Below are 25,941 nucleotides of genomic sequence, written 5' to 3'. Positions count from 1 at the left end.
TGTGTCATAACGAAACCATCTACAAAAGCCTATTCATTCAGTCTCGTTGCGTATTGAAAAAAGAGCTTCAAAGACATCTTAGAACGCAAAGAGTCTTTCGGCAGTCCAGGCATAGTAATATTAAAAGGCTACCCAGAAGTGGCATTATTGATGGTATTTCCATAATCGCTCACCTGAAATTGAAGACCGGGCCGTCCCTGGCCACTGGGAAGGCGATTTGATCTCAGGTTCTTCCAATACTCATATAGCTACGTTAGTAGAGTGTCACTCGCGATTTACTATGCTCGTTAAAGTCGCAGGGAAAGACACTAATTCGTCGACCCTAAAATATTCATTCCAGGCACTTAATAATACTGTTGTTTCTGTTTTGCAAACAGGAACAACAGTATGGACATGATATTTTTCAGCACAATAAAGAACCTCCCTCATCCATTTTCTGAAGTTGAAGGCAGCCGCCGCCATAAGCAAGTTAATCTGATCCCCGGCAAAGCCTTTAAGAAAGTTCCTTTTTAGCCTGTGGTCACTCTTTAAGTGACCACAGGCTCAATGCCAGCTCGTCTTCTGAAACGTTTTCTGGCTAATGCCATGGCTTCTCCTGAGGTATTCTTCCTAGCAGGCTTTGGCGTTACTATCTGGGTGTCATTAACCTTTGATTTGCCCCGATAACCTCGATCAGCAATACCCACTTTGGGTACTCGATTGATGAGACGTTTCACCTGTGCCAAGATCTCAGGTACGGTGTGACCATCAAATACATTCTTCTCAAAAGCCAGGGCACCAATCACAATGCCCGCGTCCCTTGTGGTGGTGATTGATGCCTTGGTGCCAAACTCATAATGCTGCTGGGCCTTGCCTTTGCTCATACAGTAAACATGAGGTTCATGTAGGCTGTACAACTTGTTTTTATCAGCACGCTTCTGATTCAGCATGCGCTGGTACAGGGCGAACTTTTCTGCATAGAATTTCTGTTGTTCTGCGGTCATCTTACGCTGTATTTCGCGCAGTAATCGGCCGCTGATGGTCTTTAATCGCTTGACGGCCTTACGTGCCTTTTTACGATTCCTCGGATGTGTGGCAAATCGGGTGGGGAGCTTGAGAATTTTTACTTCCTTTAGTAGAGATTTTGTATCCAGTGTTGAATCAGAACCTCGTCACTGAGGTCTTCCAGATGCTTGAGTATCGAGAGGCCCACCATTAGGCAGATCGGTTTTGAGGGCTTTCCAAGATGAGAATAAAGCGAGGCAAATTCAGCATCAAAATATGACCAGTCTATCTGTCTGGCCAGTAGCAAAAGTGGATGCTTGGGGTTCAGCTGATCCAGTAAGTTCTGGTGCAGGAAACTTTGCTGGTTGGGATTGGCTGTCTTGGGTTTGCTCAATTATCCACCTCTGTTTCGTCCAGTTTTTCTCTGCTTTTACCCCTTTCACGGACGTTTATTTTATCAAATTTAGACGCTTATTTTATATAAATCATTGCGTTATAAATATTTCAGGGTCGACTAATTTGGTTGTTTCCGCACTCACGAAACAGGTTAAAAAACTTCCAGACAAGCTGGTACAGTCATTAACTTGGGATAGGGGGATGGAGCTTGCCGGTCACAAGAAATTTACTATGGCAACAGATGCAAAAATCTACTTTTGTGACCCACAAAGTCCATGGCAAAGAGGGACCAATGAAAATACAAATCGGCTATTGAGGCAGTACTTTCCGAAGAAAACAGACTTATCGATTTACTCTCAGGCACACTTAGATCGCGTGGCGAAAAAACTCAATCAACGACCGAGAAAAACATTGGACTTCGCCACTCCTGCAGATAAACTAAATGACGGTGTTGCATTGACCCATTGAATCTACAATGGCATTGTTTGCTATTGAACGGGGTCTTAGCCAAAGGCGAGCAAGCTGGCTTTGTACGACACCTGGGGCTATCGTTTATCAGGCGCCTATCTGCGGCTCAGAGGTTGGCAGGTAAACAACAAACGCGTATATCGACTCTGGCGGCTTAATGGCCTGTGTTTGCCGCCTTATCGCCCTCGACGGAAGATTCGCACTGGGGTAAAACTGGAGGGATTGGCGCTACGACGGAATGATGTGTGGGCATGGGATTTCGTACATGACCGCTATCATGACGCAGAGCCTCTGCGGTGCTTGACGGTGAAGGACGAAGCAACCGGTTATTGTCGGCAATCAAAACTGGTCGATACCTACAGAGTCAACACGTGAAAGCGGTGCTACGTGAATTAATCATTCGCTACGGAATTCCCCGAGCCATTCGCAGCGACAACGGAGCTGAGCTGTTGGCCCTCGTACTGCGCGAGGAACTGGAAAAGGATGATATTAAGCTAGCCAATATTGAACCGGGAAAACCCTGGCAAAATGGCAGCAATGAAAGCTTCAACGGCATTTTCCGCAAGGAGTGTTTAAATGCAGAGATATTTGGTAGCCTGACCGAAGCCAGAGTTGTTATTGAACAGTGGCGTTGCCGATATAATGAGCGGCGACCCCACAGTTCACAACACTACGTCACGCCGGAGATGGCGTATTTTGGATTACGTGAAATGCGGAGAACCTAACAAGCCAAGTGGCCATAGAATGGGGACATTTCACCAGCATAAACAATACTGTCTGGCTTTACCTGTTGCCTAATTATTGGCATTAATGTTCTGGCTTTAGCATCAGGAATAATAACGGTAAATACCTTACCGTTGCGCTTTAGCAAGCTAAATACAGGAACTTTACCGACCGTACATCGACCTCTTTTTCCTTTGCGTCTACCACTAAAATAACTTTCATCTGCTTCTATTTCTCCGTCAAGCAATTCCAAATGCTCATTGTGGTCATAGATAACCTGTCGGCTCTTTTCCTAATCGAGAGGGTAAGTGTCACCCAACCACTCCATCAGGATAAAGATTCAGCCCTCCAAAGTGGACGTAGGTTGCATTTTGTTGCGGAAACCTCTGCTACGCACCTTGATCATCTTGATTCGGCTGTTGAGGCCTTCTGCCGGACCATTACTTACTTCCAAAACAATAGTGTTCAATATTTCCCACAGATGATCCTTGATTGTTCCCGCCACTTTCTTGATTGGCTCCAGGCCACTGCGCACTGCCCATGACAACCACCGTTCCCAGCCTTTCCTTGCCCATGTCTTGCTGGCATAGTGCCAGAGTGACATGGCAAACTCTTTGATCGCCCAGGAACGGGCCGTCTTCAGCGTGCTGTCACGTAGCGCCTTGAACCGCAATTTCTGTCTGCGTGTCATGTTCTCCGGGTTGCAGAGCCAGTCATACTGGCTGACTTTAAGGGTCCTCATAGCCTTCAGCCATCAGCGCTTTGTGCTCTTGGCAGCGTGTACCTTGTCTACTGCTTCACCGAGATACTTGGCGACATAGAGTTTATCAAAGGCAATCTTCTCTTCAGCCCTAGGTAGGCTTTTCAGTGTGGCATTGATAAAGGCTGGCCACATATCCATCGCTTCTCGCTTCTCCTCTGTGAGGCTTTCGTACCATGTGCTTTAAGCGTCGCCTTTTTGCGGTTACTGCCCACGTGTGGCACTGTACCTGCATCCTGGTCTGATAAGACTGCTACATAATCATGACGTTTCTTGAAGACCGTCTCATCAATACCTATACGTGTTGGGCTGATCTCTTTTCTACGTGCCAGTCCCCGCTTAACCGCTCGCTGTATAATTCCACCAATGGCACTCCAACTCAGCCCCATCAATCGGGAGACTGCCGAGATGGATGCCTCTTTCAACCAATCGATCACCAGCACTTCAAACATTGCAGTAAATCCAGAGCCCGGTTCCGCCCAGGAAACTGGCACGGTGACCATCCCATGTTCTTCACACTTCACTCTGGGCACATCTGTTACCAGAATAGTTTTGTACTGGCAGGTATCCAGGTGCCGCCAGCGGCGCTTGCGTGAGTCGTAGCCCGGTGAGAGATCCGCCCACAGGCTGAACCTGCCTCCTGCTCAATCTGTACCGCTACCTCTCCCTCTGGGAGAGCCAACTCCACACTGTGCTAACCTGCCAAGGGCTCTTGATACCCAGGATCTGGGCGTATAAATCTTTATCTCTCGTGGAGGGTACGTTAATCTACCCACCCTACTTAGGGGAAGAGCCAATTTATTTATCTAGGGCAGCCCCAAACTCGGTTGCATGGTTTGTGTCAATAAATTGGTTGAGTTGGTTACTATTACAACTTGTCTTATAATGTTTTTAGAGGTTCCCTAAACATTGACCAAGCGAAACAGCTCATCCCCAAGATTATTCCTTTCCATCAGATGGCGAAAATTGCAGATGACTGTTTCGTCTGGTACAGGGTCAGAGGGCTCAAACCAGCGCTGTAGAAAGTGGATGCGCCGCATGCGCTCTAGAACAATGGGCTTTCTACCCACGCCCTCCCATACCAGAAATGTTCCTTGCGGATCTTTTTTCGGTATTTTTCAAAATCCGTGGCTTCTAAGCTTTGTTGTTTCGTCGTTTTCCTGGAATAGGTGATCTATAGATCAGTGGTATACGATTTCTTTAATTAATCAGAGATGCCCTAGGCTTCCGAAGATCGGGTGTGTTTTGGAGACTAAGATGTCCCAAAACGCATAACGAGATCGAAGACACACTTTGAAATTCATGAATGTCCTTTTAACTGGAGCGACAGGCTTTGTTGGTAAAGCTCTAATTGCAGAGCTAGCAAGTCAAGACGTCGGTGTTGTTGCAGCTGTACGTCACTTGGTGCAAGAACTGCCTGAAGATGTATTGCAGGTCGAAATAGGGGATTTATTTGAGCTAGAGAGCGCCCAAGCCTTACAAGGCGTAGATACGGTGATTCACTGCGCAGCCCGCGCACATGTGACAAAAAGCTATGTTGCCGATCCTTTGGCTGAGTATCGTAAGGTAAATGTAGAGGGTACTTTGAATTTAGCTGGGCAGATCGCCAATGCAGGTATTAAGCGCTTCGTATTTATAAGTTCAATCGGTGTGATGGGTAACAATAATAACAAACCATTTCTTGAATCCGATACTCCTAATCCACAAAGCGCTTATGCAATATCCAAATATGAAGCAGAGCAGGGGTTGCTTGCAATAGCAAAGGATACAGATATGGAAGTAGTTATTATCCGTCCTCCTTTGGTCTACGGACCGAATGCACCAGGTAATTTCGCTAGATTACTGCAGTGGATAAGTAAAGGCGTACCTCTACCATTGGGTTCGGTGTATAATCAGCGGTCTTTGGTGGCATTGGATAATTTGGTGAACTTTATTGCCCTTTGCGCTAATCATAACAAAACCCCCAAAGCAGTGAATGAGGTATTTTTAATTTCTGATAATGAGGATATTTCCACTACTGAGCTGTTGTATAAAGTAGGCAGTGCCTTTGGTAAAAAACCTGTGCTCATCCCTATTCCTGTTGGAATCATGAAGTGTGTTGCTCGATTAATAGGCAAAGGTGATGAAGCAAATCGTTTGTTTGGCTCTTTGCGAGTGGATAGCTCAAAATCACGAGAATTGTTAGGCTGGCACCCCGTTATTTCAATGGATGAGCAACTCAAAAAAACTGCGGAGACGTACGTAAAGTCCCTGTCATCGATTTCAAGCGGCTTACACTAAGATTATGGTAAATGAAAAGATTTTTTGATCTGTCAATGAGTGTATTGCTGCTTGTTGTATTGGCAATACCGATATTATTGATTGCTTTTTCAGTTCGGTTGACATCGAAAGGCCCGGTACTCTACTGGTCGGATCGGGTAGGACGAGGCAATGTGATTTTCAAAATGCCCAAGTTTCGTTCCATGCGAGTGAATACACTTGGAGTTGCCACCCATCTGATGACCAATCCAGCGAAATTTCTGACACCCATTGGTGGTTTTTTGCGTCGATTTAGTCTGGATGAATTTCCGCAGTTATTTTCGATTCTAGCTGGAGATATGAGCTTTGTGGGACCTCGCCCAGCGCTATTTAATCAGGATGATTTGATTGCCCTGCGCACAGATCACAGAGTGGATCAACTGGTACCCGGTCTGACGGGTTGGGCGCAGATAAATGGACGTGATGAATTGGCGATTCTGGAGAAAGTTGTGTTGGATGTAGAGTATTTACAACGACAGGCATTCTGGTTTGATTTAAAGATATTATGGATGACCTCCTTGAAAATTGTTAGAACGGATGGGGTTTCGCATTGAAAATAACTGCAATTTGCCGCGAAGTGTAACTGCAAAGTGGCAATTTTGTTAAATTGCATCCAAAAATGCCCCACCTAAGCGCCATTATTTACACCGAAAATTGACCCACGTGTAACTTTGACCTGCTGAAGAGCCAGCAGGGGATAAAAGGAGTGATAGACGTGGCACTATTAAGTGTAATGAAGCGGCGACACTGCGATAAGATTAGGGTTCGACAGATAGCCAAAAAAACCAGATTTTCCCATAATACCGTCCGTAAATATCTGACCAGCTGGCTGCATCGGGAGGCACGGCGTAAACGCAAACAGCGATTATCACTAAAATGACTGTCTTATAGCTTATAATCTGGGTGCCGCTGGGTCTATACCGGCTCTTATGACCGTGTCGCTACTTTTGCCAGAGATTGGCGGGCGCAACAGCAGGAAAGCTTCACGTGTTCGCCAGTAGCGGCACCTAGGTACTATTGGCCTTTGCTGGAGAAGCTTTTCAGTTTGATTGGAGCGAAGGCTATGTTGTTCTGGGTGGCAAAAGCACCAAGTGACAGATTGCCCGGTTCAAGCTCAGTAGCCGCCGTGCTTTCTTTCTGCGCGCTTATCCCCCAAATCCAGGAGATGCATCTTTGATGCGCACAACCCGGCCTTCAGGGTGCCAGGCGGTGTGCTGGAGAGTGGTATCTACGACACTATGAAGACCGCTGTTGATAAGGTCCGTCGCGGTAAGGCGTGTGCTCAATACCCGCTTCGAGGTCATGGCCAGCCACTTCATGTTTGAGTCCGACGTTTGTAACTCAGTCGCAGGCTGGGAGAAGGGCTGGATAGAAAAAAATGTTCGAGACTCCCGCTATCGCCTCTGGCTAGTGCTATAAGACCTTATGGCAAGAGATCTATCATTCTGAGTACAAAGACAGCACAATTGCCGATGCTTGGCAGGACGAAGTTGTTCGCATGATGTCGATTCCTGCGCCCTTTGACGGATATATAGAACACAGTAAGCGGGTCTTATCCACCTGCCTGATTATCTTTGATAACAGTCGTTACAGTGTAGCCGCTTCTTTTACCAATCCGCCCCACCAGCTTACATATTCATGCCCATAAATTGGTGATGATTGCAGAACATCAGCGTATGTTTACACGAGATCACAGCCAAAAGGGCAAACAATCTATGGCTAGCATCACTACCCGTCGGTACTGCAGCGTAAGCCCGGTGCGTTGCGCAATGGAACACCCTTCCAGGAATGCCAGAGAGCTTCCGCAAACTACAAAAACAACGGCTCAAGCATCCCGGTGACAACCGGGATATGGTCAATGTACTGGCACTAGTGCTGCAACATGATGAACGCAAGCTAGAACAGGCCATTACCACTGCACTGACCAGTGGCAGCCCTTCTAAACAGCACGTTATTAGCTGTCTGGGTAAGCCAAGACCGGCATTGCTCAAGCGCGTCCTGAACTCACGCTGGTAAAGAAACCCAAAGCCGATACAGGCCGTTATGATCACTTACGGGGGAAACGCCATGTCCGTTGATGCCACGATAGCAACCATGAAGTTACTAAAACTCCACGGTATGGCGCAAAGCATTGCAGAGCTGTCTGAGCAAGCTTCATCTGCTTACAGCAAAGCAGAACCCATACTGCAGCAATGACTCAAAGCCGAAGTCGCTGAACGAGAAGTGCGTTCTATTCAATATCAAATGAAGCTGGCAGGCTTTGATTTTATCCAAAGTCAGGTAAACGAAGAACTGATTACTGCACTGCATCACTGCGAATTTATAGAAGAGGCCCAGAGCATCGTTTTTGTGGGCCCTGGTACCGATAAACTCCTCCTGGCGACTATAATCACGGTGCAGGCCTTCACCACCATCATAAACCTATTCGCTTTTTATCGACTATTGAGCTGGTTAAACTGCTGGAGCAGGAGAAACAACCCGGTAAGCAGGGGCCAATGGCTAACAGGTTGATGCATGCGGATCTCGTGATCCTTGGTGAACCGGGTTATCTTCCTCTAGAGAGGATGTCCTGAATTCTGTGTAACTGCCTATCATTAAACCCAGACAAGGGTGAGGATAAGCACTACGAACAAGAAAGAACTACAGGCGATCGCTCATGCGGCCGCTAAAAATATCAAGACGGAAGACGACCACAAAGACTTCCAGCAGATGCTAACCAAGATTACGACCGAAGCGGCACTGAATGCTAAGTTAGATGATCATCTTGGCTTTGAAAGGCACGAGCAGTCCGAAGCTGACAATAACCGCAACGGCTATGCCAGTAAGACTATCCGAACGGAATCTGGCCAGTTCGAGCTCGATACACCACGCGACAGAGCTGGGAGTTTCGAGCCCAAGCTCGTTAAAAAACACCAGCGTCGATTTACTTCCATGGACGACAGGATTATTTTCTTGTATGCCCAGGGCATGACAACACGAGAAATCGTCACGACCGTTAAAGAAATGTACGGTGCTGATGTCTCCGCTACCTTGATTTCCAAAGTGACTGACGCTGTTATTGAACAAGTGATTGAATGGCAATCTAGGCCACTGGATGCGGTCTATCCCATTATTTACCTGGATTGTATTGTCGTAAAAATCCGGCAAGACAAGAAAGTGATCAATAAGGCAATTTATCTGGCACTGGGCGTGAACATGGAGGGCCACAAGGAATTGTTGGGGCTCTGGCTGTCAGAGAATGAGGGTGCCAAGTTCTGGCTCAATGTACTCACAGAGCTCCAGAATCGCGGCGTGAAGGATATCCTGATAGCCTGGAGTTATAACTGAAAGTGTTGTTTGAAAGGAATTGAAAAAGAGCGGGGTATCTGGTTGATTTGTTGTTGCGAGACATCAAAACAACCATTGGAGATACGCCACCACGAGTAAGAATAACGTTGTTAAGCTGGCAGGTCGTGACCTTTCCCCCAGAAATAGAGCCATGACAAGGATGAGATTTCCAATTAGTCTGTGTATTAGGAGATCTCAAGATGAAGAAGAAGCGTTACAGAGAAGAGCAAATTATTGGTGCCATCAAGCAGCATGAGTCAGGGGTAAAAGTTGATGACATTTGTCGTCAGTTCGGCATTTCAACCGGGTGCTTTTATAACTGGCGAAGCAAATACGCCGGGATGGATGTCTCAGAAGCCAAACGGCTCAAAGAGCTTGAAAGCGAAAATAACAAGCTTAAGAAGTTACTTGCCGAGAAAATGCTTGAAGCTGAGGCGATGAAGGATGTGCTCTCAAAAAAGTGGTAAAGCCTGCTGATAGAAAACAAATCGTGAGCTACCTTAAGTCGCGGTTCAAATTAAGTGAGCGTAGAGCTTGCCAATTAGTAGGCTTAAGTAGAACCGCTTTTCGGTACGTTACTCAATGGGGAAAAGATGAGTCTCTACGCAAACGGTTACTTGAGCTGGCAAAAAAGCATCCGAGTTATGGTTATTTGTTTTTACATGGCCTCCTGAGAGGAGAGGGGCTTGTGAAAAACAAGAAGCGGACCTACCGAGTCTATAACGAAGAAGGTCTTCAAGTGAGGACTAAAAAACGCAAGAAGATAATACGACCAAGAATGCCAACGATTATGCCCATTGGTAAAAATATACGCTGGTCAATGGATTTTGTCAGTGATCAGTTGGCTAATGGTCGCCGCTTTCGAGTATTTAATGTGATTGATGATTACTCAAGAGAAGTTATTGGCCAGCTCTCTGACTTCTCGATCAATGGTCACCAGGTCGCTCGTTTTTTAACTCAGGTGATTGAGCTAAGGAGCGCTCCGGATCAAATAATCTGCGACAACGGTACTGAGTTTACTAGCAAGGCGATGTTCTACTGGCAAAAAGAAAGTGGCGTTAAGCTAGGTTTTATTCAGCCAGGTAAGCCTACTCAGAATGCGTTTGTAGAAAGCTTAAACGGTAAATTCAGAAATGAATGCTTAAATCAGCATTGGTTCAGGTCCATTGATGACGCTAGACATGAAATTGATCAATGGCGAGAGCACTACAATCACGTGCGGCCTCATAGCGCATTAAATTATTTGTCACCAGTGGCCTTTGTGAATAGGGCCGCTTAGAATGAATTATCTCATCCAAGTCTTGGTATTAAGATGGGGGGGAGGTCACTGAAAGCCCCAGAATAGCCAAAACCAAGGTCAAATCCAGGTTGTTTTTACAAATATTAAAGATTGGATGGCAAGTGAAGTGAAAAACTTCAATTTTTTTTCACACCCTGGTTGAGGTGCTTCTCCATCATCTTTGCATTTTTCAGAAACCTCGAATAAGCATAACTTACTGATAAAATAAAACCATATATGCCACCTGTGATATGGCGCTTTAGCATATAGGCCTTTATAAAATCCAGCGGAAAGCCAAATAATAGACGGACAACCAAAATCCAATAGGGCTTCAACTTTTGTTCGGCTGCTTGAAGTGTAGTATATCGGTTAAATTTTTCTGCATAGTGTCCTATACCGGGGGATGAGTGATGCAGGCAATCGCCATTGAGTTGGCCAACTTGGTCTTCACTGTTGGGGATAATTGCGTCCCATGTCGGGTGGTCTGGAAAGCGGTTAATCGTACGATTGTAAAGCCTTATGACATTATTATACTCAGCTAATAACCTAGGCTTACGATGGAAAGCATAAACTGTCTTTACTTTAATCCTGTACATCGAAAGTGAAGGGTAAGTATTAAAAAATAGTTCTACTATTTCGTCTTGAAGATTGGGGCTCAGAACCTCATCGGCATCAAGATTCAACAACCAATCGTATTTGCATTGTTCCTCTGCAAAGCGCTTTTGCGGACCATAGCCCAGCCACTCGTTAGATATTACTTTAGCGCCTTTTTGTTGCGCAATCTCACATGTTGAATCTTCTGATCCTGAATCTACAATAATAATCTCACTGGCGATGTTACTGATACTATCAATAGCATCACCGATACACCGTTCTTCATTCTTGGTAATAATGAATGCTGAAATTGGTAAATTCCCCATAATTATTGGCACTCTGCTATAAACAATATTGATCGACCTCTATAGGTAAGTATTGTTGGCACTAATACCAAAATCAACACTTTTGATCACGCTTGCTACTTGATAAATATGTAATCATTGCCATGATAACAAAGAGTATAGTAGTAGCTACTTTTCCATCCGTTATAGAATGATCAAACAGGTAACCAATCAATATTGAAAGAAATAAGAAAAGCATAAAACTCCCTAGCAATCGGTCTTTTTTTATAATTGATTGTGTTGATTTTATAGCGGTTGAGAATAGAGCGGAGAACAATAAAAAACCTGAAACCCCTGTAAACAACAACACTTCCGCAATAATATTGTGCGGCATCCCAACAAGTGGCCCATTCAAGTTAGAATAACCATTCAGCCCGTAGCCAAACAACGGCGCCTTCAAAATATTCTCCGAGCTGAATTCCCAAATATCCCATCGATATGATGAATACCCCGTAACCAGTTGATTAAATCTATGCAATAAACTGTCATCAGTATATATACACGCAGTCAGTGCAATCACCAGTAATATAATCAAGCAATACACATATTTATCTACCATTTTATAATTATATGAAATATATGCAGCCGTGAATATAAAAAACATTATCCATGATGACCGAGAGGCTGAATACAAAAGAGAAAATAGACTAGCAACGATAAGAATGGTGAATAGTAAATTTTTTAAATGGCTATTATCTTCCAATAAATTTTTTACAGCGTAATAAGTGAGAAATGCTATGTTTATAGCAATAATATAGCCATATATATTTGATGAAAACATACTGCCTGTAAGCCTTCTTCCATTACCATCCATTGGCGAATGAACAAATAAATCAAAGCCGGTGTGATATTGATAAACGCCATCAAATACTTGGATTGAGAATGATGACATCAATACTATGGATATAAATTTGAATGTTAATACCTTCTGCTCCATAAAATAGAGCAGTGAAAAATAGAATAATATATATCTATAGAAAAACTTAAATACCAAATCAAAACTCTCAATATTCCCTATCCCAATAGTATTTGAAACTAACATTGATATAAGGATAAGAAGGAACAAAGATGTAATAAGAATATAGTTTTTTATGAAATAAAAATCTCCTAATCTGAATAAAATCCATAAAAAAAGGATAGAAAACAGCCCATATGAGACTTGGTAAATAGAATTTTTTAAAGGTAATGATACCAATATGACTATAAACAGTACCCTAATAATATTTGCATATGCCGGGGAGTTTTCCATATCGAACTTAACCTAATTATGCCGTCGGCTAGAGTTGGTGATTTGGGTCACGCTAAAAGCCGGGTTCATCGACTATTCAGCCGATTACGTTGTAGATAAGACTGTTTAATTTTTTGTGTCAACATAAAAGCACTCAACCCATACCATCATAGATCAAGTGGGCCATCAAGCCTACCTTCGCAGAAGGTAGGGGGGATTCAAGAGTAGTGTTAGGTTTTGTGTCAATTTATTAAATTGCATCCAAAAGTGCCCCACCTAATCAAGCCGGATTATGACTTATTTCTTGGGTTTTCGCTTGGTTTTTCTCTCCGTATTGCGGGTTGAGTTCTTGAATCGGTAACTGTCATTGCGGGTTTCGATGATACGGCAGTGATGGGTCAGTCGATCAAGCAGTGCAGTCATCTTTTTATCACCAAAGAGATTCGACCATTCAATGAAGCTGACATTGGTGGTAATAATGACGTGGGTGCGTCCATACAGCTTACTGAGAAGATGGAATAACAAAGCACCACCTGCGGGAAGATAACCCGGTTCACCAAGGATCACGAGATCCGCATGCATCAACCTGTTAGCCATTGACCCCTGCTTACCGAGTTGTTTCTCCTGCTCCAGCAGGTTAACCAGCTCGATAGTCGATAAAAAGCGAATAGGTTTATGATGGTGCTGAAGGCCTGCACCGCGACTGTAGTCACCAGGAGGGTTTCACCGGGAGTTATAGTTAAATCTGGTGTTTAGCTAGTTGAATCAAGCGGCGACCTGATCGACTCCTGCTACCTCAACACCCTCGTTAAATTTGATTCCGGTTATCACCTTCGCCAGATAATCGAAACCCCGTAATCGTCTCCACTTCTTCTCGGCACACCGGCCGAGTTTGAACATCATGTGTAGCATGCCGTCACGCGATAGGCAGCCCTTGGAACGCTTGGTTCGATGGCGGATTGTCCCGAAGGTGGATTCAATCGGATTGCTGGTCCGAATACTCTGCCAATGCTGCGCAGGAAATTTAGAAAGCCATCAGTTCCTCTCGGTCTTTGTGCAGACAGATGGCAGCCTTCGGATACTTTGGCTCATACGTTTTGATAAACAGATCAAAGGCCTTTTCCGCATCGGCCTGGGTCTCCGACTGCCAGATGTTATGCAGTGCCTGTTTCGCTTTCGGCTGAGCTGACCTTGGCAGGCAGTTCAGCACGTTCATGGTTTTGTGCATCCAGCAGCGCTGCTGACGCGTCCCTGGATACACTTCCTCCAGTGCAGCCCAGAAGCCCATAGCACCGTCTCCGATTGCCAATTTTGGCGGGTTTAGTCCGCGTGACTTCAGTTTTAACAGCACCTCCCGCCAGCTCTGTGTGGACTCCCGTACACCATCCTCAATTGCCAGAAAATGCTTCTCACCACGCTCATTCACGCCGATCACCACCAGGGCACACAGCTTCGTCTGCTCTGCTCTCAATCCGCTGTAGACACCGTCTGCCCACACATACACCCAATGGCGCTTATCCAGACGCTCTTCGCACCAGCTCCGATATTCTTCTGCCCAGACCTGCTTCAGACGCGATACCCTGCCGGCCGACAAGCCTATTGCATCCGGACCCACCAGCACTTTCAGGGCTTCACCCATCTCTCCACTGGAAATCCCCTTCAGGTAGAGCCACGCCAGCGCCGCTTCCAGTGACTTCGTCTTGCGTACATACGGCGGCACCAGAGCTGATCGGAACGTGACCGGCCCCAATCCTGTCTGCAGTTTACGAGCTGGCAGGTGACCATTACGCACCACACCCGCCTTGCCATCCTCTGTCCGTCGCTCGACGTGCTCCGCCAACAGCTCTGCCTCCACCGCTTGGTAGATCAACTGCTCTGCATCGCTTCTCGGCAACTCTGTCAGCGGATCGATAATCGTATCTCGACCTGCCAGCTTAACAACGTTATTCTTACTCATGGTGGCGTATCTCCAATGGTTGTTTTGATGTCTCGCAACAACAAATCAACCAGATACCCCGCTTTTTTCAATTCCCTTCAAACAACACTTTCAGTTATAACTCCCAGTTTCCTGGGCGGAACCGGGCTCTGGATTTACTGCAATGTTTGAGGCACTGGTGATCGACTGGTTGAAAGAGGTATCCATCTCGGCAGTCTCCCGATTGATGGGGCTGAGTTGGAATGCCATTGATGGAATTATGCAGCGAGCGGTTAAGCGAGGACTGGCACGTAGAACAGAGATCAGCCCAACACGATGGGTGTTGATGAGGCGGTCTTCAAGAAACGCCATGATTATGCAACAGTCTTATCAGACCAGGATGCAGGTACAGTGCCACACGTGGGCAGTGACCGCAAAAAGGCGACGCGTACGAAAGTCTGACAGAGGAGCAGCGAGAAGCGATAGAGAGTGTCTCCATGGATATGTGGCCAGCTTTTATCAATGCCACACTGAAAAGCCTGCCTAGGGCTGAAGAGAAGATTGCCTTTGATAAACTCCATGTCGCCAAGTATCTCGGTGAAGCAGTAGACAAGGTACACGCTGCCAAGAGCACAAAGCGCTGTTGGCTGAAGGCTATGAGGACCCTTAAAGTCGGCCAGTATGACTGGCTCTGCAACCCGGAGAACATGACGCGCAGACAGAAATTGCGGTTAAGGCGCTACGTGACAGCACGCTGAAGACGGCCCGTTCCTGGGCTCTCAAAGAGTTTGCCATGTTACTCTGGCACTATGCCAGCAAGACATGGGCAAGGAAAGGCTGGGAACGGTGGTTGTCATGGGCAGTGCGCAGTGGCCTGGAGCCAATCAAGAAAGTGGCGGGAACAATCAAGGATCATCTATGGGAAATATTGAACGCTGTTGTTTTGGAAGTAAGTAATGGTCCGGCAGAAGGCCTCAACAGCCGAATCAAGATGATCAAGGTGCGTAGCAGAGGTTTCCGCAACAAGGAGCGATTTGCCAATGCAACCTACGTCCACTTTGGAGGGCTGAATCTTTATCCTGAGGGAGTGGTTGGGTGATACTTACCCTCTCGATTAGGGGAAGAGCCAAATAATTTATTTATCTAGGACAGCCCTACAAACAGATATAGGATCAGCCCATGAAAAGCTAAAATAATCCGGCACCTTAATCACACCACGCACTCAATGATAACGGAGAGAACAGATTCAGGTCACCATTAACTATCATTCCAGTTCATCCAGATGGGAAATCATTTGGCGGGAGGGCCGCTGAATTGAATTAAAAGCCTATTATCTGAGAGTGACAGTGAAACGGTAATAAATAGATGTTAGGCCTTCTAAACCATAGCCGTTTAGGCTAGCATCGGAGAGGTAACCAAGTAATGAGTCCGTGCCTATGGCTGATGAAATCACAGCATCCGATCAAATCGATGAGATAACAGACCAGCAGTTTTTGCGGGCCGTCACCTCATTCGAGGCCATTATCGTCAGCCAGATCCAAGTTAAGAATAAGCTCGGCGATCGTCTCAACAACGCTATCCGGGCAGGCATTATCATCCTTGGCATCATCGCAGTCTCCTTGTTAATTCTGCTATTGACCCTCTCCTCCCAAATCGGCCGCATCTCCAATGTAGTCGGCGCAATGAACCAGGATTTTTCAACCGTATCGGTGCAAATGAGCGAAATCGACACCGCCATGATATCCATGGAACTGCGGATGAAACTGCTTGAAGGGATAGCGGGCCAAACTCAGGTAATGGATCAGGAGGTGGTTGCCATCACGGCTGATCTGGAAACCATGCGCGGCACCATGGCCGGCATCAAAAGCAGCGTCAAGGGCGTCCGCGGGAATATCAGCAACATCGCCGTCTCCATCGACCACATGAATGTGAATGTGCAGCAGATGGGATACGACATGCAAAGGATGGGACGATCTGCACGCTCATTGAATAAAATATTCCCATTCCCCTTGGAATATTGAAATGGTTGAAGATCCAAGACGCATTCTGGTTGGAATGGTTGGCAGGTTGAGTCGAGAGACCCAACTGCACCTCGACGAACGCCACCAGCACTTCCAGACCACCGACATGGTCCTTTTCGCCATGTCGGTGCTACTTGCCATTCTGGGAGTGTTTAACGTCTATTACATTTCTGTGCTGTATCAGGACCTGAACGGTATTGTAAACACCATGGACTCCATGCACGGCAGCTTGACAGGTATCAGAGGCAATATGACCTCCATCACCGACACGGTTGTCACCATCGACCAGCATGTTCGCAACATGGATAAAATCAGCAGTCACACCGGGGCCCTGGCAGACAAAATGCCTCAGATCAGTGGTTCCATGAGTTATATCAGTGGTGATATGATAGAGATCAACCAGGATATGAGCTCCCTTAGCCATGGCATGGTCAACATAGAGCAACGCTTTGGACAGATGACTAGTGCCGTATCCTCCATGAGCGGGAATCTGAACCAGATTTCACGGCCCATGGGCTTTATGAACCCTGTCATCCCGTAGCTAAAAACTGGCAATCGAAAATGGATCTGCGTAAAGTTGAAATCCAGCCATATTTTGGTAGCATCTCCTAGGGTTATTATTTAGTGGGCGATCTGTTTCCCCACCCACACCGTGCCCGCCTCAACCCTGCTGGCCAACCACCTGATTCAAGGTATGAGCAGGGTGCAGCAGCACGTTCTTGGTATTCATCACTGCACTTCTGCCGCATCCAAAGATACTGTCTACCCGAGTCCGGTGTTACCCATTGCGACTTCCAAAGCGCCATCTTTCGACTGATGAACCGAGGTCATGGATCGAGATGAAAGCAGTAGCACTGAAACGTCAAGAGAGTGAAATAGTCCCAAGCAGAAGTTATCATCAAGCGACATTACAGACGCTTCTCGACGTATGCAAAACAGTTGTTTTCTCAATAGAATGGTCAACCGGGTCCACCGATTCGCTACAGATCGAAATACTTGCAGCGAAGTTATTTGTCATTGCAAAACGCCGAATTGGTTTATGTGGCAATTATGATGTGGCCCTGATAACCCGTGCGGTGCGATATCTATCCCATGTCCATGCTATCCTGCCAATGGATGAAGATATGCAATGGCTTGAAAATATGCTTGACGCCGTGCTAGAAATAGCCCGACCAGTGACTGATATCAATAATGGCGAGGCAAGGTTTTTTCTTCAGGACATGGCACAGGGAATCAATCATTCACTCAGTGGATGATTCCATTGTTTAAAGAGCCTTTGATTAATTCTGGATCGGATGGACGGCAAGTTGAAATCTTCCCGATCAGGGTGAAAATTGCCGGTAATGGCTGGCTATTGCCAAGGCTTTCAAGGCAGAGCCGGGCGATTTCAGCCATCAATTCATGAATTGATCAGAGGCTCCTTAACATCAAATACAGCCAATGGTGCAAGACTGTCTGCACCATTGGAGATAACGAATCCAATTTAAATAACTTTCATTGATCCTATTCACACTTTCCACAACGAGCAGCTGAATCCGGTATTCCCCCCCTAAGCTACTAATTTTACTCAACACAGCCCAGCCTCTATATCGGTATACTGGCACCTCTTCAAGGTCTTTTTTCTTCCAACATGCCATTCCTTACTGGATGCCATGAAAAGAGTGAATGAAAACAGGGTGGTTGGTCTGGCAACAGTGGCTTTGCTCCTGGGCGCTCCTATTCTTTTTTTCACAGCAGTTGAAGTAAGCACCGAGGCCAAATCCTGGGAGGGCGTTCCGATGAGAGCAGCCCATGTTGACCACAAGGACCCTTTCAAGAGAGAGTTCAACACCGGACAAGAGGTCACTCCCGCACTGCCTGGAATGCCATAAAAATACCGCAGAACAGACTATACACAGTCGCCCCTGAATTATTTATAACAATATGATAAATATGAGATTAATAATCTATTTATGATAGAACAGTTTGCAAAAAAATCCTCCCTTCATCATCAAAACCTTGCAAACATGAAACTACAAAAAACGGATAACAGTGCTGATTTATTCCGTTCGCAGCTTTCTCAGTTCTTAAACCTCTCGCACTGTTAAATTGCATCCAAAAGTGATCCACGTGTAACCCTGACCTGCTGAAAAGCCAGCAGGGAACAAAAGGAATGATAGACGAGGCAGCCTCTAAAAACCTAACAAAGTCCGATAATCTCTAGCAAATCAGGAGAATCCGGCATCTTCACACTCGTTTTTCTGGCAACATCCATATTCATACCTCGCTTCATCCGGCCAGCCATACCAATCGACGCATGTTGTACACCAAATTCATCATACCAATCTTCCACCGGCCCTGCCTTGCCCGATGCTACGCACCAGTCGATTGGCCTGCTGGGCAAATACGTGCTCAACTCGAGCCAAAACTCTTGATCGTTTTCGGTTTGCTCCTTGCTCTGGTTCATTCAAGGGGCGTTTGCGTATCGACTTGCGATGAATCTGACTGTGGTAATGCGCACCCGGGGTAAAGCTGCTTCCCGTGCCAGAGATTGGCGGGCGCAATAGCAGGAAAGCTTCACGTGTTCGCCAGTAGCGGCACCTAGGTACTATTGGCCTTTGCTGGAGAAGCTTTTCAGTTTGATTGGAGCGAAGGCTGCGTTGTTCTGGGTGGCAAAAGCACTAAGTGACAGATTGCCCGGTTCAAGCTCAGTAGCCGCCCTGCTTTCTTTCTGCGCGCTTATCCCCAATCCAGGAGATGCATCTTTGATGCGCACAACCCGGCCTTCAGGGTGCCCGGCGGTGTGCTGGAGCGTGGTATCTACGACGCTATGAAGACCGCTGTTGATAAGGTCCATCGCGGTAAGAGGCGTGTGCTCAATACCCGCTTCGAGAGTCATGGCCAGCCACTTCATGTTTGAGTCCGACGTTTGTAACTCAGTCGCAGGCTGGGAGAAGGGCTGGATAGAAAAAAATGTTCGAGATTCCCGCTATCGCCTCTGGCATCAGGCGTCGGCATTTGCGGATATTGATGTGCCAGAACATCTGGCTAGTGCTATAAGACCTTATGGCAAGAGATTTGCCATCCTGAGTACAAAGACAGCACAATTGCCTGGCAGGACGAAGTGGTTCGCCTGATGTCGATTCCTGCGCCCTTTGACAGATATATAGAACACAGTAAGCGGGTCTTATCCACCTGCCTGATTATCTTTGATAACAGTCGTTACAGTGTACCCGCTTCTTTTACCAATCGCCCCACCAGCTTACATATTCATGCCCATAAATTGGTGATGATTGCAGAACATCAGCGTATGTTCACACGAGATCACAGCCAAAAGGGCAAACAATCTATGGCTAGCATCACTACCCGTCGGTACTGTAGCGTAAGCCCGGTGCGTTGCGCAATGGAGCACCCTTCCAGGAATTGCCAGAGAGCTTCCGCAAACTACAAAAATAACGGCTCAAGCATCCCGGTGACAACCAGGATATGGTCAATGTACTGGCACTAGTGCTGCAACATGATGAACGCAAGGTAGAACAAGGCCATTACCACTGCACTGACCAGTGGCAGCCCTTCTAAACAGCACGTTATTAGCTGCCTGGATAAGCCAAGACCGGCGTTGCTCAAGCCGCGTCCTGAACTCACGCTGGTAAAGAAACCCAAAGCCGACACAGGCCGTTATGATCACTTATGGGGGAAACGCCATGTCCGTTGATGCCACGATAGCAACCATGAAGTTACTAAAATTCCACAGTATGGCGCAAAGCATTGCAGAGCTGTCTGAGCAAGCTTCATCTGCTTACAGCAAAGCAGAACCCATACTGCAGCAATGACTCAAAGCCGAAGTCGCTGAACGAGAAGTGCGTTCTATTCAATATCAAATGAAGCTGGCACGCTTCCCAGCTCATTGTGAGCTGGCAGGCTTTGATTTTATCCAAAGTCAGGTAAACGAAGAACTGATTACTGCACTGCATCACTGCGAATTTATGGAAGAGGCCCAGAGCATCGTTTTTGTGGGCCTTGGTACCGGTGAAAGGAGTTATAATTGAAAGTATTGTTTGAAGGGAATTGAAAAAAAGCGGGGTATCTGGTTGATTTGTTGTTGCGAGACATCAAAACAACCATTGGAGATAGGCCACCATGAGTAAGAATAACGTTGTTAAGCTGGCAGGTCGAGATACGATTATCGATCCGCTGACAGAGTTGCCGAGAAGCGGTGCAGAGCAGTTGATCTACTAGGCGGTGGAGGAGCTGTTGGCGGAGCACGTCGAGCGACGGACAGAGGATGGCAAGACGGGTGTGGTGCGTAATGGTCACCTGCCAGCTCGTAAACTGCAGACAGGATTGGGGCCGGTCACGGTCAAGATCCCCAAAATACGAGCGAAGATCGGCGAGCCGGTGACGTTCCGATCAGCTCTGGTGCCGCCGTATGTACGCAAGACGAAGTCACTGGAAGCGGCACTACCGTGGCTCTACCTGAAGAGGATTTCCAGTGGAGAGATGGGTGAAGCCCTGAAAGTGCTGGTGGTTCCGGGTGCAAGAGGCTTGTCGGCGGGCAGGGTATCGCGTCTGAAGCAGGTCTGGGCAGAAGAATATCGGAGCGGGTGCGAGGAGCGCCTGGATAAGGGCCATTGGGTGTATGTGTGGGCAGACGGTGTCTACAGCGGACAGAGAGCAGAGCAGACGAAGCTGTGTGCCCTGGTGGTGATCGGCGTGAATGAGCGTGGTGAGAAGCATTTTCTGGCAATTGAGGATGGTGTACGGGAGTCCACACAGAGCTGGCGGGAGGTACTGTTGAAACTGAAGTCACGCGGACTGACCCCGCCAAAATTGGCGAATGGTATTCCGGGCTGCGCTGGAGGAAGTGTATCCGGAGACGCGCCAGCAGCGCTGCTGGATGCACAAGACCATGAACGTGCTGAACTGCCTGCCAAGGTCAGCTCAGCCGAAAGCGAAGCAGGCACTGCATAACATCTGGCAGTCGGAGACCCAGGCCGATGCGGAAAAGGCCTTTGATCTGTTTATCAAAACGTATGAGCCAAAGTATCCGAAGGCTGCCATCTGTCTGCACAAAGACCGAGAGGAACTGATGGCTTTCTATCAATTTCCTGCGCAGCACTGGCAGAGCATTCGGACCAGCAATCCGATTGAATCCACCTTCGGGACAATCCGCTATCGAACCAAGCGTTCCAAGGGCTGCCTATCGCGTGACGGCATGCTACACATGATGTTCAAACTCAGCCTGTGTGCCGAGAAGAAGTGGAGACGATTACGGGGTTTCGATTACCTGGCGAAGGTGATAACCGGAATCAAATTTAAAGAGGGTGTTGAGGTAGCAGGAGTCGATCAGGTCGCCGCTTGATTACCAGATTTGACTATAACTCGTAAATGCCTGTTTACTCTTGCTATCCAACTGCTCCTTCCACTTGTAAAGTTGGTTTCTTCGGATTTTCGAGTTACAGGGCTATTTCTGAGGCAGGTTTGTCTGAGTCGCTAATTAAAAGTGTCCACTAAGCCGGGGAGGTTCAGACAGTCCCATAATTCCCTTGATTAATAATCCAAGTTTACACCTTAACCATTTTATATAGGTTAGCAATTGAGCTTTATGGTTAGCGTCAATATGTTTCATTGCTTTTAATTCAATAATCAACCGGTTATCGATAAGAAAGTCGGCACGGAATGCATGGTCAATGGACATTCCCTTACAGCTAATGCCGATTGGCACCTCTCTTTCGAAAGGGATTCTTCGCAGTACTAGTTCTTGTGCCAAGCACTGTTGGTAAACCGACTCAAGTAAGCCAGGGCCTATTGAGCGATGTGTCTCTGATTGTGGCACTAATAGCTCTCCCAGTAGGGAGGTTTTCATCCATAAAAAATCTCCGCGTCCTCTGCACTCTCTCAGCTATTGCTTTTAATCAGGCTCAGACCTTAGCAAGCGCTGCACGCATCTGGCCGATGATGGTGTCGTAGCGGTTGGGATCGCTCTCCTGGGCATTGCCGAAGATACCAGAGCCCGCAACGAAGGTGTCGGCTCCTGCTTCTGCAATCTCGCGAATATTGTCTACTTTCACACCGCCGTCGATCTCGAGGCAAATATCAAAGCCGGAGTCGTCGATGATCTTGCGGCAGGCGCGCAGTTTGTCCATGGCGGCAGGGATGAAGCTCTGACCACCGAAACCAGGGTTGACGGACATGACCAGGATCATATCGATCTTGTCCAGCACGTAGTCCAGGTGGCTCAGTGGTGTGGAGGGGTTGAACACCAATCCGGATTTGCAGCCTTGCTCACGGATCAGTTGCAGGGAGCGGTCAATGTGCTCGCTGCCTTCCGGATGGAAAGTGATATAAGTAGCGCCCGCTTTGGCAAAGTCGGGAATAATGCGATCAACCGGTTTAACCATCATGTGTACGTCGATGTCTGCGGTCATGCCGTGCTTGCGCAACGCTTCGCAGACCAGCGGTCCAATGGTCAGATTAGGTACATAGTGGTTGTCCATAACGTCAAAATGGACGATGTCCGCACCTGCTGCCAGCACTTTGTCTACCTCGTCGCCCAGCTTGGCGAAGTCGGCTGAGAGAATGGATGGTGCAATCTTAAAGTCTGTCATGACGGTCTCCTGGAGTATGCATTATCAAATATTCAGAACATTATAAACTGATAACTCTACCCTATGCAGGATTATATTTCATTGAGAAATGTATCTAACACCTTGATTGGAAAGAGTAATTTACGGCTCTTTCGGGGTGTGGTTAAGTGTTTGTATAAACTAAATAAAGTGACTGTATGTATACTGTGAAAGAAAAATATTCTGAGTGAGATATATTAAGCATGGGCCGTAAGTTTTTTTTGCTCTCTTTATTGCTGGTTCTGGCAAGTGCCGTTCCCGCGTCAGACTTGATGCGTGAGCAGCGAATAGCTGATGATATTGAAGAGGCGATCCTGGTTGGAGAGTCGGTGTGCCTGAAAGAACGGGGCCTTGTTGATAAACTCTTTTCAGAACTGTTGATCCAGATTGATGCAGCAGGCTTCAGTGCTCGCAAGGGATAGATTGTAGATGCCGCTATTGTTCCAGCACTCAAGCAACGCAATACGCGAGAGGAAAATAGGCAAATCAAAAGATGGGGACAGCCCTGAGGCATGGGGTAATAACAAATGCCGACAGAAGAATGTTGAAGCCCACTGGACTAAGAAGCATGGTAAAATCCACATCAGCATAGATCGGCAGTACAAGGTCATTCGCAAGCACGCCATCACATCGGCTGAAGCTCACGATAGCCAAGTCTCCGAAGAACTGCTGGATGAGAACAACAGTAGTGGCAGTGTCTGGGCCGATTCTGCTTACCGCAGTGTAGGACGGGAACCCGCTTTACCGCGTGCTCAGATTCATCGCAAGTCGACACGCAAACGCCCCTTGAATGAACCGGAGCAAGAGGCAAACCGAAAATGATCAAGAGTTCAGGCTCGAGTTGAGCACATGTTTGCCCAGCAGGCCAATCGACTGGTGCGTAGCATCGGGTACCTTACCCTCCTGGCTCAGCCCAAGAAAACGATAAAAGCTATAGCGATCCCGTATTTGGAACTCTGTTTGATCATCGTTCAGATTAAATAAATGGAGACTGTTCAGAATATTGTGTCAACGTAAAAGCACTCAGTCCGCATCATCACAGATCAAGTGCGCGATCAAGCCTACCTTCGAAGAAGATAGCCAGTTGAGAGAAGGTCAGATTCCAGTTGCGAATGGGCATCGTCCATTTCTTACTGGCATTCTGAATGCCAAAGTATAATAATTTAAGCAGGCTGTTGTCATTCGGAAAACCGCCCTTGGTTTTTGTCAGTTTCCGGAATTGTCGATGCACTGCTTCAATAGAGTTAGTCGTATAAATAACTCGACGAATGTCCTCGGGGTAACGAAAACAGACGGATAAGTTATCCCACCTCTTGCCCCATGATTGAATCACGATGGGGTTATTTATCGCCCCAGGCTTTCTCAAGATCGTCGAGGGCTGATTCAGCTGCCTCCTTGTTCAGCGCCTTTAAGGTCAACCAGAAACACCTTCTGGTGCCTGGAGCCAACGTAGCGTAGCGAGTTGCGTATTTGGTGAACAATCTCAGTCTCTGGAAATATTGTTTGTATCGCTTCTGGAAAGCCTATCAGACCATCCACGGAAGCAATCAGGATATCGTTCATACCCCGATTTTATAAATCACTCAGTACGCCCAGCCAGAAATCAGCGCTCTTACTTTCGGACAGGTATAACCCCAGCACTTCTTTTTTGCCTTCAATATTCAGCCCAAGAACGGTATAAACAGCGCGATTTTAGTAGCGGCCTTGGGCCCGAGCTTTGTAGTGAATTGCGTCCAGCCAAACAAAGGGATAATGCGAATCCAGTGGACGCTGTTGCCAGGCTTTTACAGTATCGATTATTTTGTCGGTTATCGCACTGATTGCTGCGGTAGAGACCGAGATGCCATAGAGATCATGGACATGTTCACTGATATCGGTATAACTCATCAAGCCCTGGCCATACATCGACAAGATCCTGGTTTCAATCTCATCGCTGATACTGGTTTGATGCTTCTTAATAATTTGGGGCTCAAATGTACCGGCCCGGTCACGGGGCATATTCAGGTCAATACGGCCCTCGCTTGTTTTAAGTGTCTTGCGGGACTTGCCGTTCTTGCGGTTAGGCACCACATCATCAGCAACATGATTCTCTGGCCCAGCTTCAAGAGCAGCCTCGGTGAGCTGTTTTAGTAACGGGGCAAAAACACCCTCTTTCCCGCTAATGGCCTACCCTGACTGAACGGGAGTTATAATTGAAAGTGTTGTTTGAAAGGAATTGAAAAAAAGCGGGGTATCTGGTTGATCTGTTTATCAAAACGTATGAGCCAAAGTATCCGAAGGCTGCCATCTGTCTGCACAAAGACCGAGAGGAACTGATGGCTTTCTATCAATTTCCTGCGCAGCACTGGCAGAGCATTCGAACCAGCAATCCGGTTGAATCCACCTTCGGGACAATCCGCCATCGAACCAAGCGTTCCAAGGGCTGCCTATCGCGTGACGGCATGCTACACATGATGTTCAAACTCGGCCGGTGTGCCGAGAAGAAGTGGAGACGATTACGGGGTTTCGATTATCTGGCGAAGGTGATAACCGGAATCAAATTTAAAGAGGGTGTTGAGGTAGCAGGAGTCGATCAGGTCGCCGCTTGATTCAACTGGCTAAACACCAGATTTGACTATAACTCTAAAGTCGCATGGAAAGACACTAATTCGGTTGTTTCCGCACTCACGAAACAGGTTAAAAAACTTCCAGACAAGCTGGTACAGTCATTAACTTGGGATAGGGGGATGGAGCTTGCCGGTCACAAGAAATTTACTATGGCAACAGATGCAAAAATCTACTTTTGTGACCCACAAAGTCCATGGCAAAGAGGGACCAATGAAAATACAAATCGGCTATTGAGGCAGTACTTTCCGAAGAAAACAGACTTGTCGATTTACTCTCAGGCACACTTAGGTCGCGTGGCGAAAAAACTCAATCAACGACCGAGAAAAACATTGGACTTCGCCACTCCTGCAGATAAACTAAATGACGGTGTTGCATTGACCCATTGAATCTAC

General features: G+C 46.9%; 29 protein-coding genes and 12 pseudogenes. 25 read left to right on the top strand and 16 right to left on the bottom strand.

Going from position 1 to position 25,941, the window contains the following annotated elements; translation table 11 throughout:
- Positions 1 to 399: 399 nt before the first annotated feature.
- Positions 400 to 1,336: pseudogene (locus MN084_RS15735) on the bottom strand (transposase); the annotation flags it as partial.
- A 161-nt stretch (positions 1,337 to 1,497) separates the two neighbouring features.
- Between MN084_RS15735 and MN084_RS15730 the strand changes: the two are divergent.
- From MN084_RS15730 to MN084_RS15720, 3 genes and pseudogenes are all read left to right on the top strand, one after another.
- Positions 1,498 to 1,848 (top strand): annotated as a pseudogene (locus MN084_RS15730) (IS30 family transposase); the annotation flags it as partial.
- Positions 1,849 to 1,908: 60 nt separating this feature from the next.
- On the top strand, positions 1,909 to 2,223 hold the full coding sequence (locus MN084_RS15725; protein WP_330178165.1) for an IS3 family transposase: 315 nt from the start codon (positions 1,909 to 1,911) through the stop codon (positions 2,221 to 2,223).
- Positions 2,178 to 2,573 carry an integrase core domain-containing protein gene (locus MN084_RS15720; protein WP_330178164.1) on the top strand — a complete coding sequence of 132 codons (396 nt, stop codon included), beginning with the start codon at positions 2,178 to 2,180 and terminating at the stop codon, positions 2,571 to 2,573. Before MN084_RS15725 ends, MN084_RS15720 begins: the two co-directional genes overlap by 46 nt.
- On the opposite strand, the pseudogene MN084_RS15715 reads toward MN084_RS15720, so the two are convergent.
- The 5 genes and pseudogenes from MN084_RS15715 to MN084_RS15695 all read right to left on the bottom strand — a co-directional run.
- Positions 2,570 to 2,854, bottom strand: a pseudogene (locus MN084_RS15715) (transposase); the annotation flags it as partial. The gene MN084_RS15720 and the pseudogene MN084_RS15715 overlap by 4 nt on opposite strands.
- Before the next feature lie 57 nt (positions 2,855 to 2,911).
- Positions 2,912 to 3,313, bottom strand: coding sequence for a transposase (locus tag MN084_RS15710; RefSeq protein ID WP_330178163.1), 402 nt, complete (start codon positions 3,311 to 3,313; stop codon positions 2,912 to 2,914).
- Positions 3,314 to 3,325: 12 nt separating this feature from the next.
- The gene (locus tag MN084_RS15705; protein WP_330178162.1) at positions 3,326 to 3,472 is read right to left on the bottom strand and encodes a transposase; all 147 of its coding nucleotides are present in this window, start codon (positions 3,470 to 3,472) and stop codon (positions 3,326 to 3,328) included.
- The gene (locus MN084_RS15700; protein WP_320416371.1) at positions 3,436 to 3,855 is read right to left on the bottom strand and encodes a helix-turn-helix domain-containing protein; all 420 of its coding nucleotides are present in this window, start codon (positions 3,853 to 3,855) and stop codon (positions 3,436 to 3,438) included. Before MN084_RS15700 ends, MN084_RS15705 begins: the two co-directional genes overlap by 37 nt.
- Before the next feature lie 384 nt (positions 3,856 to 4,239).
- A pseudogene (locus MN084_RS15695) lies at positions 4,240 to 4,398 on the bottom strand (IS5/IS1182 family transposase); the annotation flags it as partial.
- A 235-nt stretch (positions 4,399 to 4,633) separates the two neighbouring features.
- Here MN084_RS15695 and MN084_RS15690 point away from each other — a divergent pair.
- The 8 genes and pseudogenes from MN084_RS15690 (at position 4,634) to MN084_RS15665 (ending at position 10,235) form a co-directional block, all read left to right on the top strand.
- Positions 4,634 to 5,611: a UDP-glucose 4-epimerase family protein gene (locus tag MN084_RS15690; protein WP_241086062.1), complete on the top strand. Its 978-nt coding sequence runs from the start codon at positions 4,634 to 4,636 to the stop codon at positions 5,609 to 5,611.
- A gap of 11 nt (positions 5,612 to 5,622) precedes the next feature.
- Positions 5,623 to 6,183 carry a sugar transferase gene (locus MN084_RS15685; RefSeq protein ID WP_241085839.1) on the top strand — a complete coding sequence of 187 codons (561 nt, stop codon included), beginning with the start codon at positions 5,623 to 5,625 and terminating at the stop codon, positions 6,181 to 6,183.
- A 152-nt stretch (positions 6,184 to 6,335) separates the two neighbouring features.
- Positions 6,336 to 7,707 (top strand): annotated as a pseudogene (locus MN084_RS15680) (IS21 family transposase).
- Positions 7,673 to 7,825 (top strand): hypothetical protein, encoded by a 153-nt coding sequence (locus tag MN084_RS19960; protein WP_445083993.1) that lies wholly within the window; start codon positions 7,673 to 7,675, stop codon positions 7,823 to 7,825. The pseudogene MN084_RS15680 and the gene MN084_RS19960 overlap by 35 nt, the downstream one beginning before the upstream one ends.
- A 48-nt stretch (positions 7,826 to 7,873) precedes the next feature.
- Positions 7,874 to 8,140: an ATP-binding protein gene (locus MN084_RS19955; protein ID WP_445083848.1), complete on the top strand. Its 267-nt coding sequence runs from the start codon at positions 7,874 to 7,876 to the stop codon at positions 8,138 to 8,140.
- A complete protein-coding gene (locus tag MN084_RS19950; protein ID WP_445083979.1) occupies positions 8,086 to 8,202 on the top strand; it encodes a hypothetical protein in 117 nt (38 codons plus the stop codon). The genes MN084_RS19955 and MN084_RS19950 overlap by 55 nt, the downstream gene beginning before the upstream one ends.
- A gap of 43 nt (positions 8,203 to 8,245) precedes the next feature.
- A pseudogene (locus tag MN084_RS15670) lies at positions 8,246 to 8,941 on the top strand (IS256 family transposase); the annotation flags it as partial.
- A gap of 215 nt (positions 8,942 to 9,156) precedes the next feature.
- A protein-coding gene (locus tag MN084_RS15665; RefSeq protein WP_330178161.1) for an IS3 family transposase occupies positions 9,157 to 10,235 on the top strand; the annotation gives its coding sequence in 2 pieces (ribosomal slippage) (positions 9,157 to 9,409 and positions 9,409 to 10,235; 1,080 coding nt in all).
- Positions 10,236 to 10,372: 137 nt separating this feature from the next.
- Here the strand turns inward: MN084_RS15665 and MN084_RS15660 are convergent.
- The 4 genes and pseudogenes from MN084_RS15660 to MN084_RS15645 all read right to left on the bottom strand — a co-directional run bounded on the left by MN084_RS15660 (position 10,373) and on the right by MN084_RS15645 (position 14,358).
- Entirely contained in the window at positions 10,373 to 11,155 is a 783-nt protein-coding gene (locus MN084_RS15660) for a glycosyltransferase family 2 protein (protein ID WP_241085840.1), read from the bottom strand.
- 73 nt (positions 11,156 to 11,228) lie between these two features.
- On the bottom strand, positions 11,229 to 12,065 hold the full coding sequence (locus MN084_RS15655; RefSeq protein WP_241085841.1) for an O-antigen ligase family protein: 837 nt from the start codon (positions 12,063 to 12,065) through the stop codon (positions 11,229 to 11,231).
- A gap of 633 nt (positions 12,066 to 12,698) precedes the next feature.
- Positions 12,699 to 13,129: pseudogene (locus MN084_RS15650) on the bottom strand (ATP-binding protein); the annotation flags it as partial.
- A 37-nt stretch (positions 13,130 to 13,166) separates the two neighbouring features.
- Positions 13,167 to 14,358, bottom strand: a pseudogene (locus tag MN084_RS15645) (IS256 family transposase).
- A gap of 142 nt (positions 14,359 to 14,500) precedes the next feature.
- Between MN084_RS15645 and MN084_RS15640 the strand changes: the two are divergent.
- The 7 genes from MN084_RS15640 to MN084_RS15610 all read left to right on the top strand — a co-directional run bounded on the left by MN084_RS15640 (position 14,501) and on the right by MN084_RS15610 (position 18,208).
- Complete coding sequence (locus MN084_RS15640; protein ID WP_330178160.1) at positions 14,501 to 14,863, top strand: transposase family protein; 363 nt, start codon at positions 14,501 to 14,503, stop codon at positions 14,861 to 14,863.
- A complete protein-coding gene (locus tag MN084_RS15635) occupies positions 14,814 to 15,074 on the top strand; it encodes a transposase (protein WP_320416372.1) in 261 nt (86 codons plus the stop codon). Before MN084_RS15640 ends, MN084_RS15635 begins: the two co-directional genes overlap by 50 nt.
- 35 nt (positions 15,075 to 15,109) lie before the next feature.
- Positions 15,110 to 15,415: an ISL3 family transposase gene (locus tag MN084_RS15630; protein WP_445083847.1), complete on the top strand. Its 306-nt coding sequence runs from the start codon at positions 15,110 to 15,112 to the stop codon at positions 15,413 to 15,415.
- A gap of 337 nt (positions 15,416 to 15,752) precedes the next feature.
- The gene (locus MN084_RS15625; protein WP_241085843.1) at positions 15,753 to 16,337 is read left to right on the top strand and encodes a translation initiation factor 2; all 585 of its coding nucleotides are present in this window, start codon (positions 15,753 to 15,755) and stop codon (positions 16,335 to 16,337) included.
- A gap of 1 nt (position 16,338) precedes the next feature.
- Positions 16,339 to 16,878: a translation initiation factor 2 gene (locus tag MN084_RS15620; protein ID WP_330178159.1), complete on the top strand. Its 540-nt coding sequence runs from the start codon at positions 16,339 to 16,341 to the stop codon at positions 16,876 to 16,878.
- Between the two features lie 298 nt (positions 16,879 to 17,176).
- Entirely contained in the window at positions 17,177 to 17,593 is a 417-nt protein-coding gene (locus tag MN084_RS15615) for a hypothetical protein (protein ID WP_241085845.1), read from the top strand.
- A gap of 396 nt (positions 17,594 to 17,989) precedes the next feature.
- A complete protein-coding gene (locus tag MN084_RS15610) occupies positions 17,990 to 18,208 on the top strand; it encodes a hypothetical protein (RefSeq protein WP_241085847.1) in 219 nt (72 codons plus the stop codon).
- A 444-nt stretch (positions 18,209 to 18,652) separates the two neighbouring features.
- Here MN084_RS15610 and MN084_RS19945 read toward each other — a convergent pair whose 3' ends face one another.
- Together MN084_RS19945 and MN084_RS15600 are read right to left on the bottom strand one after the other, a co-directional pair.
- On the bottom strand, positions 18,653 to 18,787 hold the full coding sequence (locus MN084_RS19945; RefSeq protein ID WP_445083846.1) for a hypothetical protein: 135 nt from the start codon (positions 18,785 to 18,787) through the stop codon (positions 18,653 to 18,655).
- A gap of 137 nt (positions 18,788 to 18,924) precedes the next feature.
- Positions 18,925 to 19,230 (bottom strand): hypothetical protein, encoded by a 306-nt coding sequence (locus MN084_RS15600; RefSeq protein WP_241085848.1) that lies wholly within the window; start codon positions 19,228 to 19,230, stop codon positions 18,925 to 18,927.
- Between the two features lie 222 nt (positions 19,231 to 19,452).
- Here MN084_RS15600 and MN084_RS15595 point away from each other — a divergent pair, with 222 nt between their 5' ends.
- The 3 genes and pseudogenes from MN084_RS15595 (at position 19,453) to MN084_RS15585 (ending at position 21,678) form a co-directional block, all read left to right on the top strand.
- Positions 19,453 to 19,824 carry a Mu transposase domain-containing protein gene (locus MN084_RS15595; protein WP_330178158.1) on the top strand — a complete coding sequence of 124 codons (372 nt, stop codon included), beginning with the start codon at positions 19,453 to 19,455 and terminating at the stop codon, positions 19,822 to 19,824.
- A 373-nt stretch (positions 19,825 to 20,197) separates the two neighbouring features.
- Positions 20,198 to 20,365: an ATP-binding protein gene (locus tag MN084_RS15590; RefSeq protein ID WP_241085849.1), complete on the top strand. Its 168-nt coding sequence runs from the start codon at positions 20,198 to 20,200 to the stop codon at positions 20,363 to 20,365.
- Between the two features lie 91 nt (positions 20,366 to 20,456).
- Positions 20,457 to 21,678, top strand: a pseudogene (locus MN084_RS15585) (IS256 family transposase).
- Positions 21,679 to 21,813: 135 nt separating this feature from the next.
- Here the strand turns inward: MN084_RS15585 and MN084_RS15580 are convergent.
- On the bottom strand, positions 21,814 to 22,182 hold the full coding sequence (locus tag MN084_RS15580) for a GxxExxY protein (RefSeq protein ID WP_241085850.1): 369 nt from the start codon (positions 22,180 to 22,182) through the stop codon (positions 21,814 to 21,816).
- A 55-nt stretch (positions 22,183 to 22,237) separates the two neighbouring features.
- Entirely contained in the window at positions 22,238 to 22,924 is a 687-nt protein-coding gene (gene rpe / locus MN084_RS15575; protein ID WP_241085851.1) for a ribulose-phosphate 3-epimerase, read from the bottom strand.
- A 221-nt stretch (positions 22,925 to 23,145) separates the two neighbouring features.
- On the opposite strand from rpe, the gene MN084_RS15570 reads away from it, so the two are divergent.
- Together MN084_RS15570 and MN084_RS15565 are read left to right on the top strand one after the other, a co-directional pair.
- Positions 23,146 to 23,364 (top strand): hypothetical protein, encoded by a 219-nt coding sequence (locus MN084_RS15570; RefSeq protein ID WP_330178157.1) that lies wholly within the window; start codon positions 23,146 to 23,148, stop codon positions 23,362 to 23,364.
- A gap of 7 nt (positions 23,365 to 23,371) precedes the next feature.
- A complete protein-coding gene (locus MN084_RS15565) occupies positions 23,372 to 23,764 on the top strand; it encodes a transposase (RefSeq protein WP_241085853.1) in 393 nt (130 codons plus the stop codon).
- Here MN084_RS15565 and MN084_RS19940 read toward each other — a convergent pair whose 3' ends face one another.
- Together MN084_RS19940 and MN084_RS15555 are read right to left on the bottom strand one after the other, a co-directional pair.
- Positions 23,765 to 23,917: a hypothetical protein gene (locus MN084_RS19940; RefSeq protein WP_445083978.1), complete on the bottom strand. Its 153-nt coding sequence runs from the start codon at positions 23,915 to 23,917 to the stop codon at positions 23,765 to 23,767.
- Between the two features lie 61 nt (positions 23,918 to 23,978).
- Positions 23,979 to 25,105, bottom strand: a pseudogene (locus tag MN084_RS15555) (IS256 family transposase).
- A gap of 77 nt (positions 25,106 to 25,182) precedes the next feature.
- On the opposite strand from MN084_RS15555, the pseudogene MN084_RS15550 reads away from it, so the two are divergent.
- Positions 25,183 to 25,530 (top strand): annotated as a pseudogene (locus tag MN084_RS15550) (transposase); the annotation flags it as partial.
- 12 nt (positions 25,531 to 25,542) lie between these two features.
- Positions 25,543 to 25,935, top strand: a pseudogene (locus MN084_RS15545) (IS30 family transposase); the annotation flags it as partial.
- Positions 25,936 to 25,941: the final 6 nt, after the last annotated feature.

Source organism: Candidatus Vondammii sp. HM_W22 (assembly GCF_022530855.2).
In the GTDB taxonomy this organism is placed as follows: Bacteria; Pseudomonadota; Gammaproteobacteria; order Chromatiales; family Chromatiaceae; genus Vondammii.
Note: the sequence above shows the minus strand (reverse complement) of the source record. Positions and strands in the feature narration are given on the sequence as shown.

What these genes read in the sequence shown, in the direction of transcription:
- MN084_RS15710 (WP_330178163.1), bottom strand. Translation starts at nt 3,313, where the DNA reads ATGAGGACCCTTAAAGTCAGCCAGTATGACTGGCTCTGCAACCCGGAG.
- MN084_RS15705 (WP_330178162.1), bottom strand. Translation starts at nt 3,472, where the DNA reads ATGGATATGTGGCCAGCCTTTATCAATGCCACACTGAAAAGCCTACCT.
- MN084_RS15690 (WP_241086062.1), top strand. Translation starts at nt 4,634, where the DNA reads ATGAATGTCCTTTTAACTGGAGCGACAGGCTTTGTTGGTAAAGCTCTA.
- MN084_RS15685 (WP_241085839.1), top strand. Translation starts at nt 5,623, where the DNA reads ATGAAAAGATTTTTTGATCTGTCAATGAGTGTATTGCTGCTTGTTGTA.
- MN084_RS19960 (WP_445083993.1), top strand. Translation starts at nt 7,673, where the DNA reads ATGATCACTTACGGGGGAAACGCCATGTCCGTTGATGCCACGATAGCA.
- MN084_RS19955 (WP_445083848.1), top strand. Translation starts at nt 7,874, where the DNA reads ATGAAGCTGGCAGGCTTTGATTTTATCCAAAGTCAGGTAAACGAAGAA.
- MN084_RS15660 (WP_241085840.1), bottom strand. Translation starts at nt 11,155, where the DNA reads ATGGGGAATTTACCAATTTCAGCATTCATTATTACCAAGAATGAAGAA.
- MN084_RS15655 (WP_241085841.1), bottom strand. Translation starts at nt 12,065, where the DNA reads ATGTCATCATTCTCAATCCAAGTATTTGATGGCGTTTATCAATATCAC.
- MN084_RS15640 (WP_330178160.1), top strand. Translation starts at nt 14,501, where the DNA reads ATGTTTGAGGCACTGGTGATCGACTGGTTGAAAGAGGTATCCATCTCG.
- MN084_RS15635 (WP_320416372.1), top strand. Translation starts at nt 14,814, where the DNA reads ATGGATATGTGGCCAGCTTTTATCAATGCCACACTGAAAAGCCTGCCT.
- MN084_RS15630 (WP_445083847.1), top strand. Translation starts at nt 15,110, where the DNA reads ATGTTACTCTGGCACTATGCCAGCAAGACATGGGCAAGGAAAGGCTGG.
- MN084_RS15625 (WP_241085843.1), top strand. Translation starts at nt 15,753, where the DNA reads ATGGCTGATGAAATCACAGCATCCGATCAAATCGATGAGATAACAGAC.
- MN084_RS15620 (WP_330178159.1), top strand. Translation starts at nt 16,339, where the DNA reads ATGGTTGAAGATCCAAGACGCATTCTGGTTGGAATGGTTGGCAGGTTG.
- MN084_RS15615 (WP_241085845.1), top strand. Translation starts at nt 17,177, where the DNA reads ATGAAAGCAGTAGCACTGAAACGTCAAGAGAGTGAAATAGTCCCAAGC.
- MN084_RS15610 (WP_241085847.1), top strand. Translation starts at nt 17,990, where the DNA reads ATGAAAAGAGTGAATGAAAACAGGGTGGTTGGTCTGGCAACAGTGGCT.
- MN084_RS15600 (WP_241085848.1), bottom strand. Translation starts at nt 19,230, where the DNA reads ATGAAGTGGCTGGCCATGACTCTCGAAGCGGGTATTGAGCACACGCCT.
- MN084_RS15595 (WP_330178158.1), top strand. Translation starts at nt 19,453, where the DNA reads ATGTCGATTCCTGCGCCCTTTGACAGATATATAGAACACAGTAAGCGG.
- MN084_RS15590 (WP_241085849.1), top strand. Translation starts at nt 20,198, where the DNA reads ATGAAGCTGGCACGCTTCCCAGCTCATTGTGAGCTGGCAGGCTTTGAT.
- MN084_RS15580 (WP_241085850.1), bottom strand. Translation starts at nt 22,182, where the DNA reads ATGAAAACCTCCCTACTGGGAGAGCTATTAGTGCCACAATCAGAGACA.
- rpe (WP_241085851.1), bottom strand. Translation starts at nt 22,924, where the DNA reads ATGACAGACTTTAAGATTGCACCATCCATTCTCTCAGCCGACTTCGCC.
- MN084_RS15570 (WP_330178157.1), top strand. Translation starts at nt 23,146, where the DNA reads ATGGGCCGTAAGTTTTTTTTGCTCTCTTTATTGCTGGTTCTGGCAAGT.
- MN084_RS15565 (WP_241085853.1), top strand. Translation starts at nt 23,372, where the DNA reads ATGCCGCTATTGTTCCAGCACTCAAGCAACGCAATACGCGAGAGGAAA.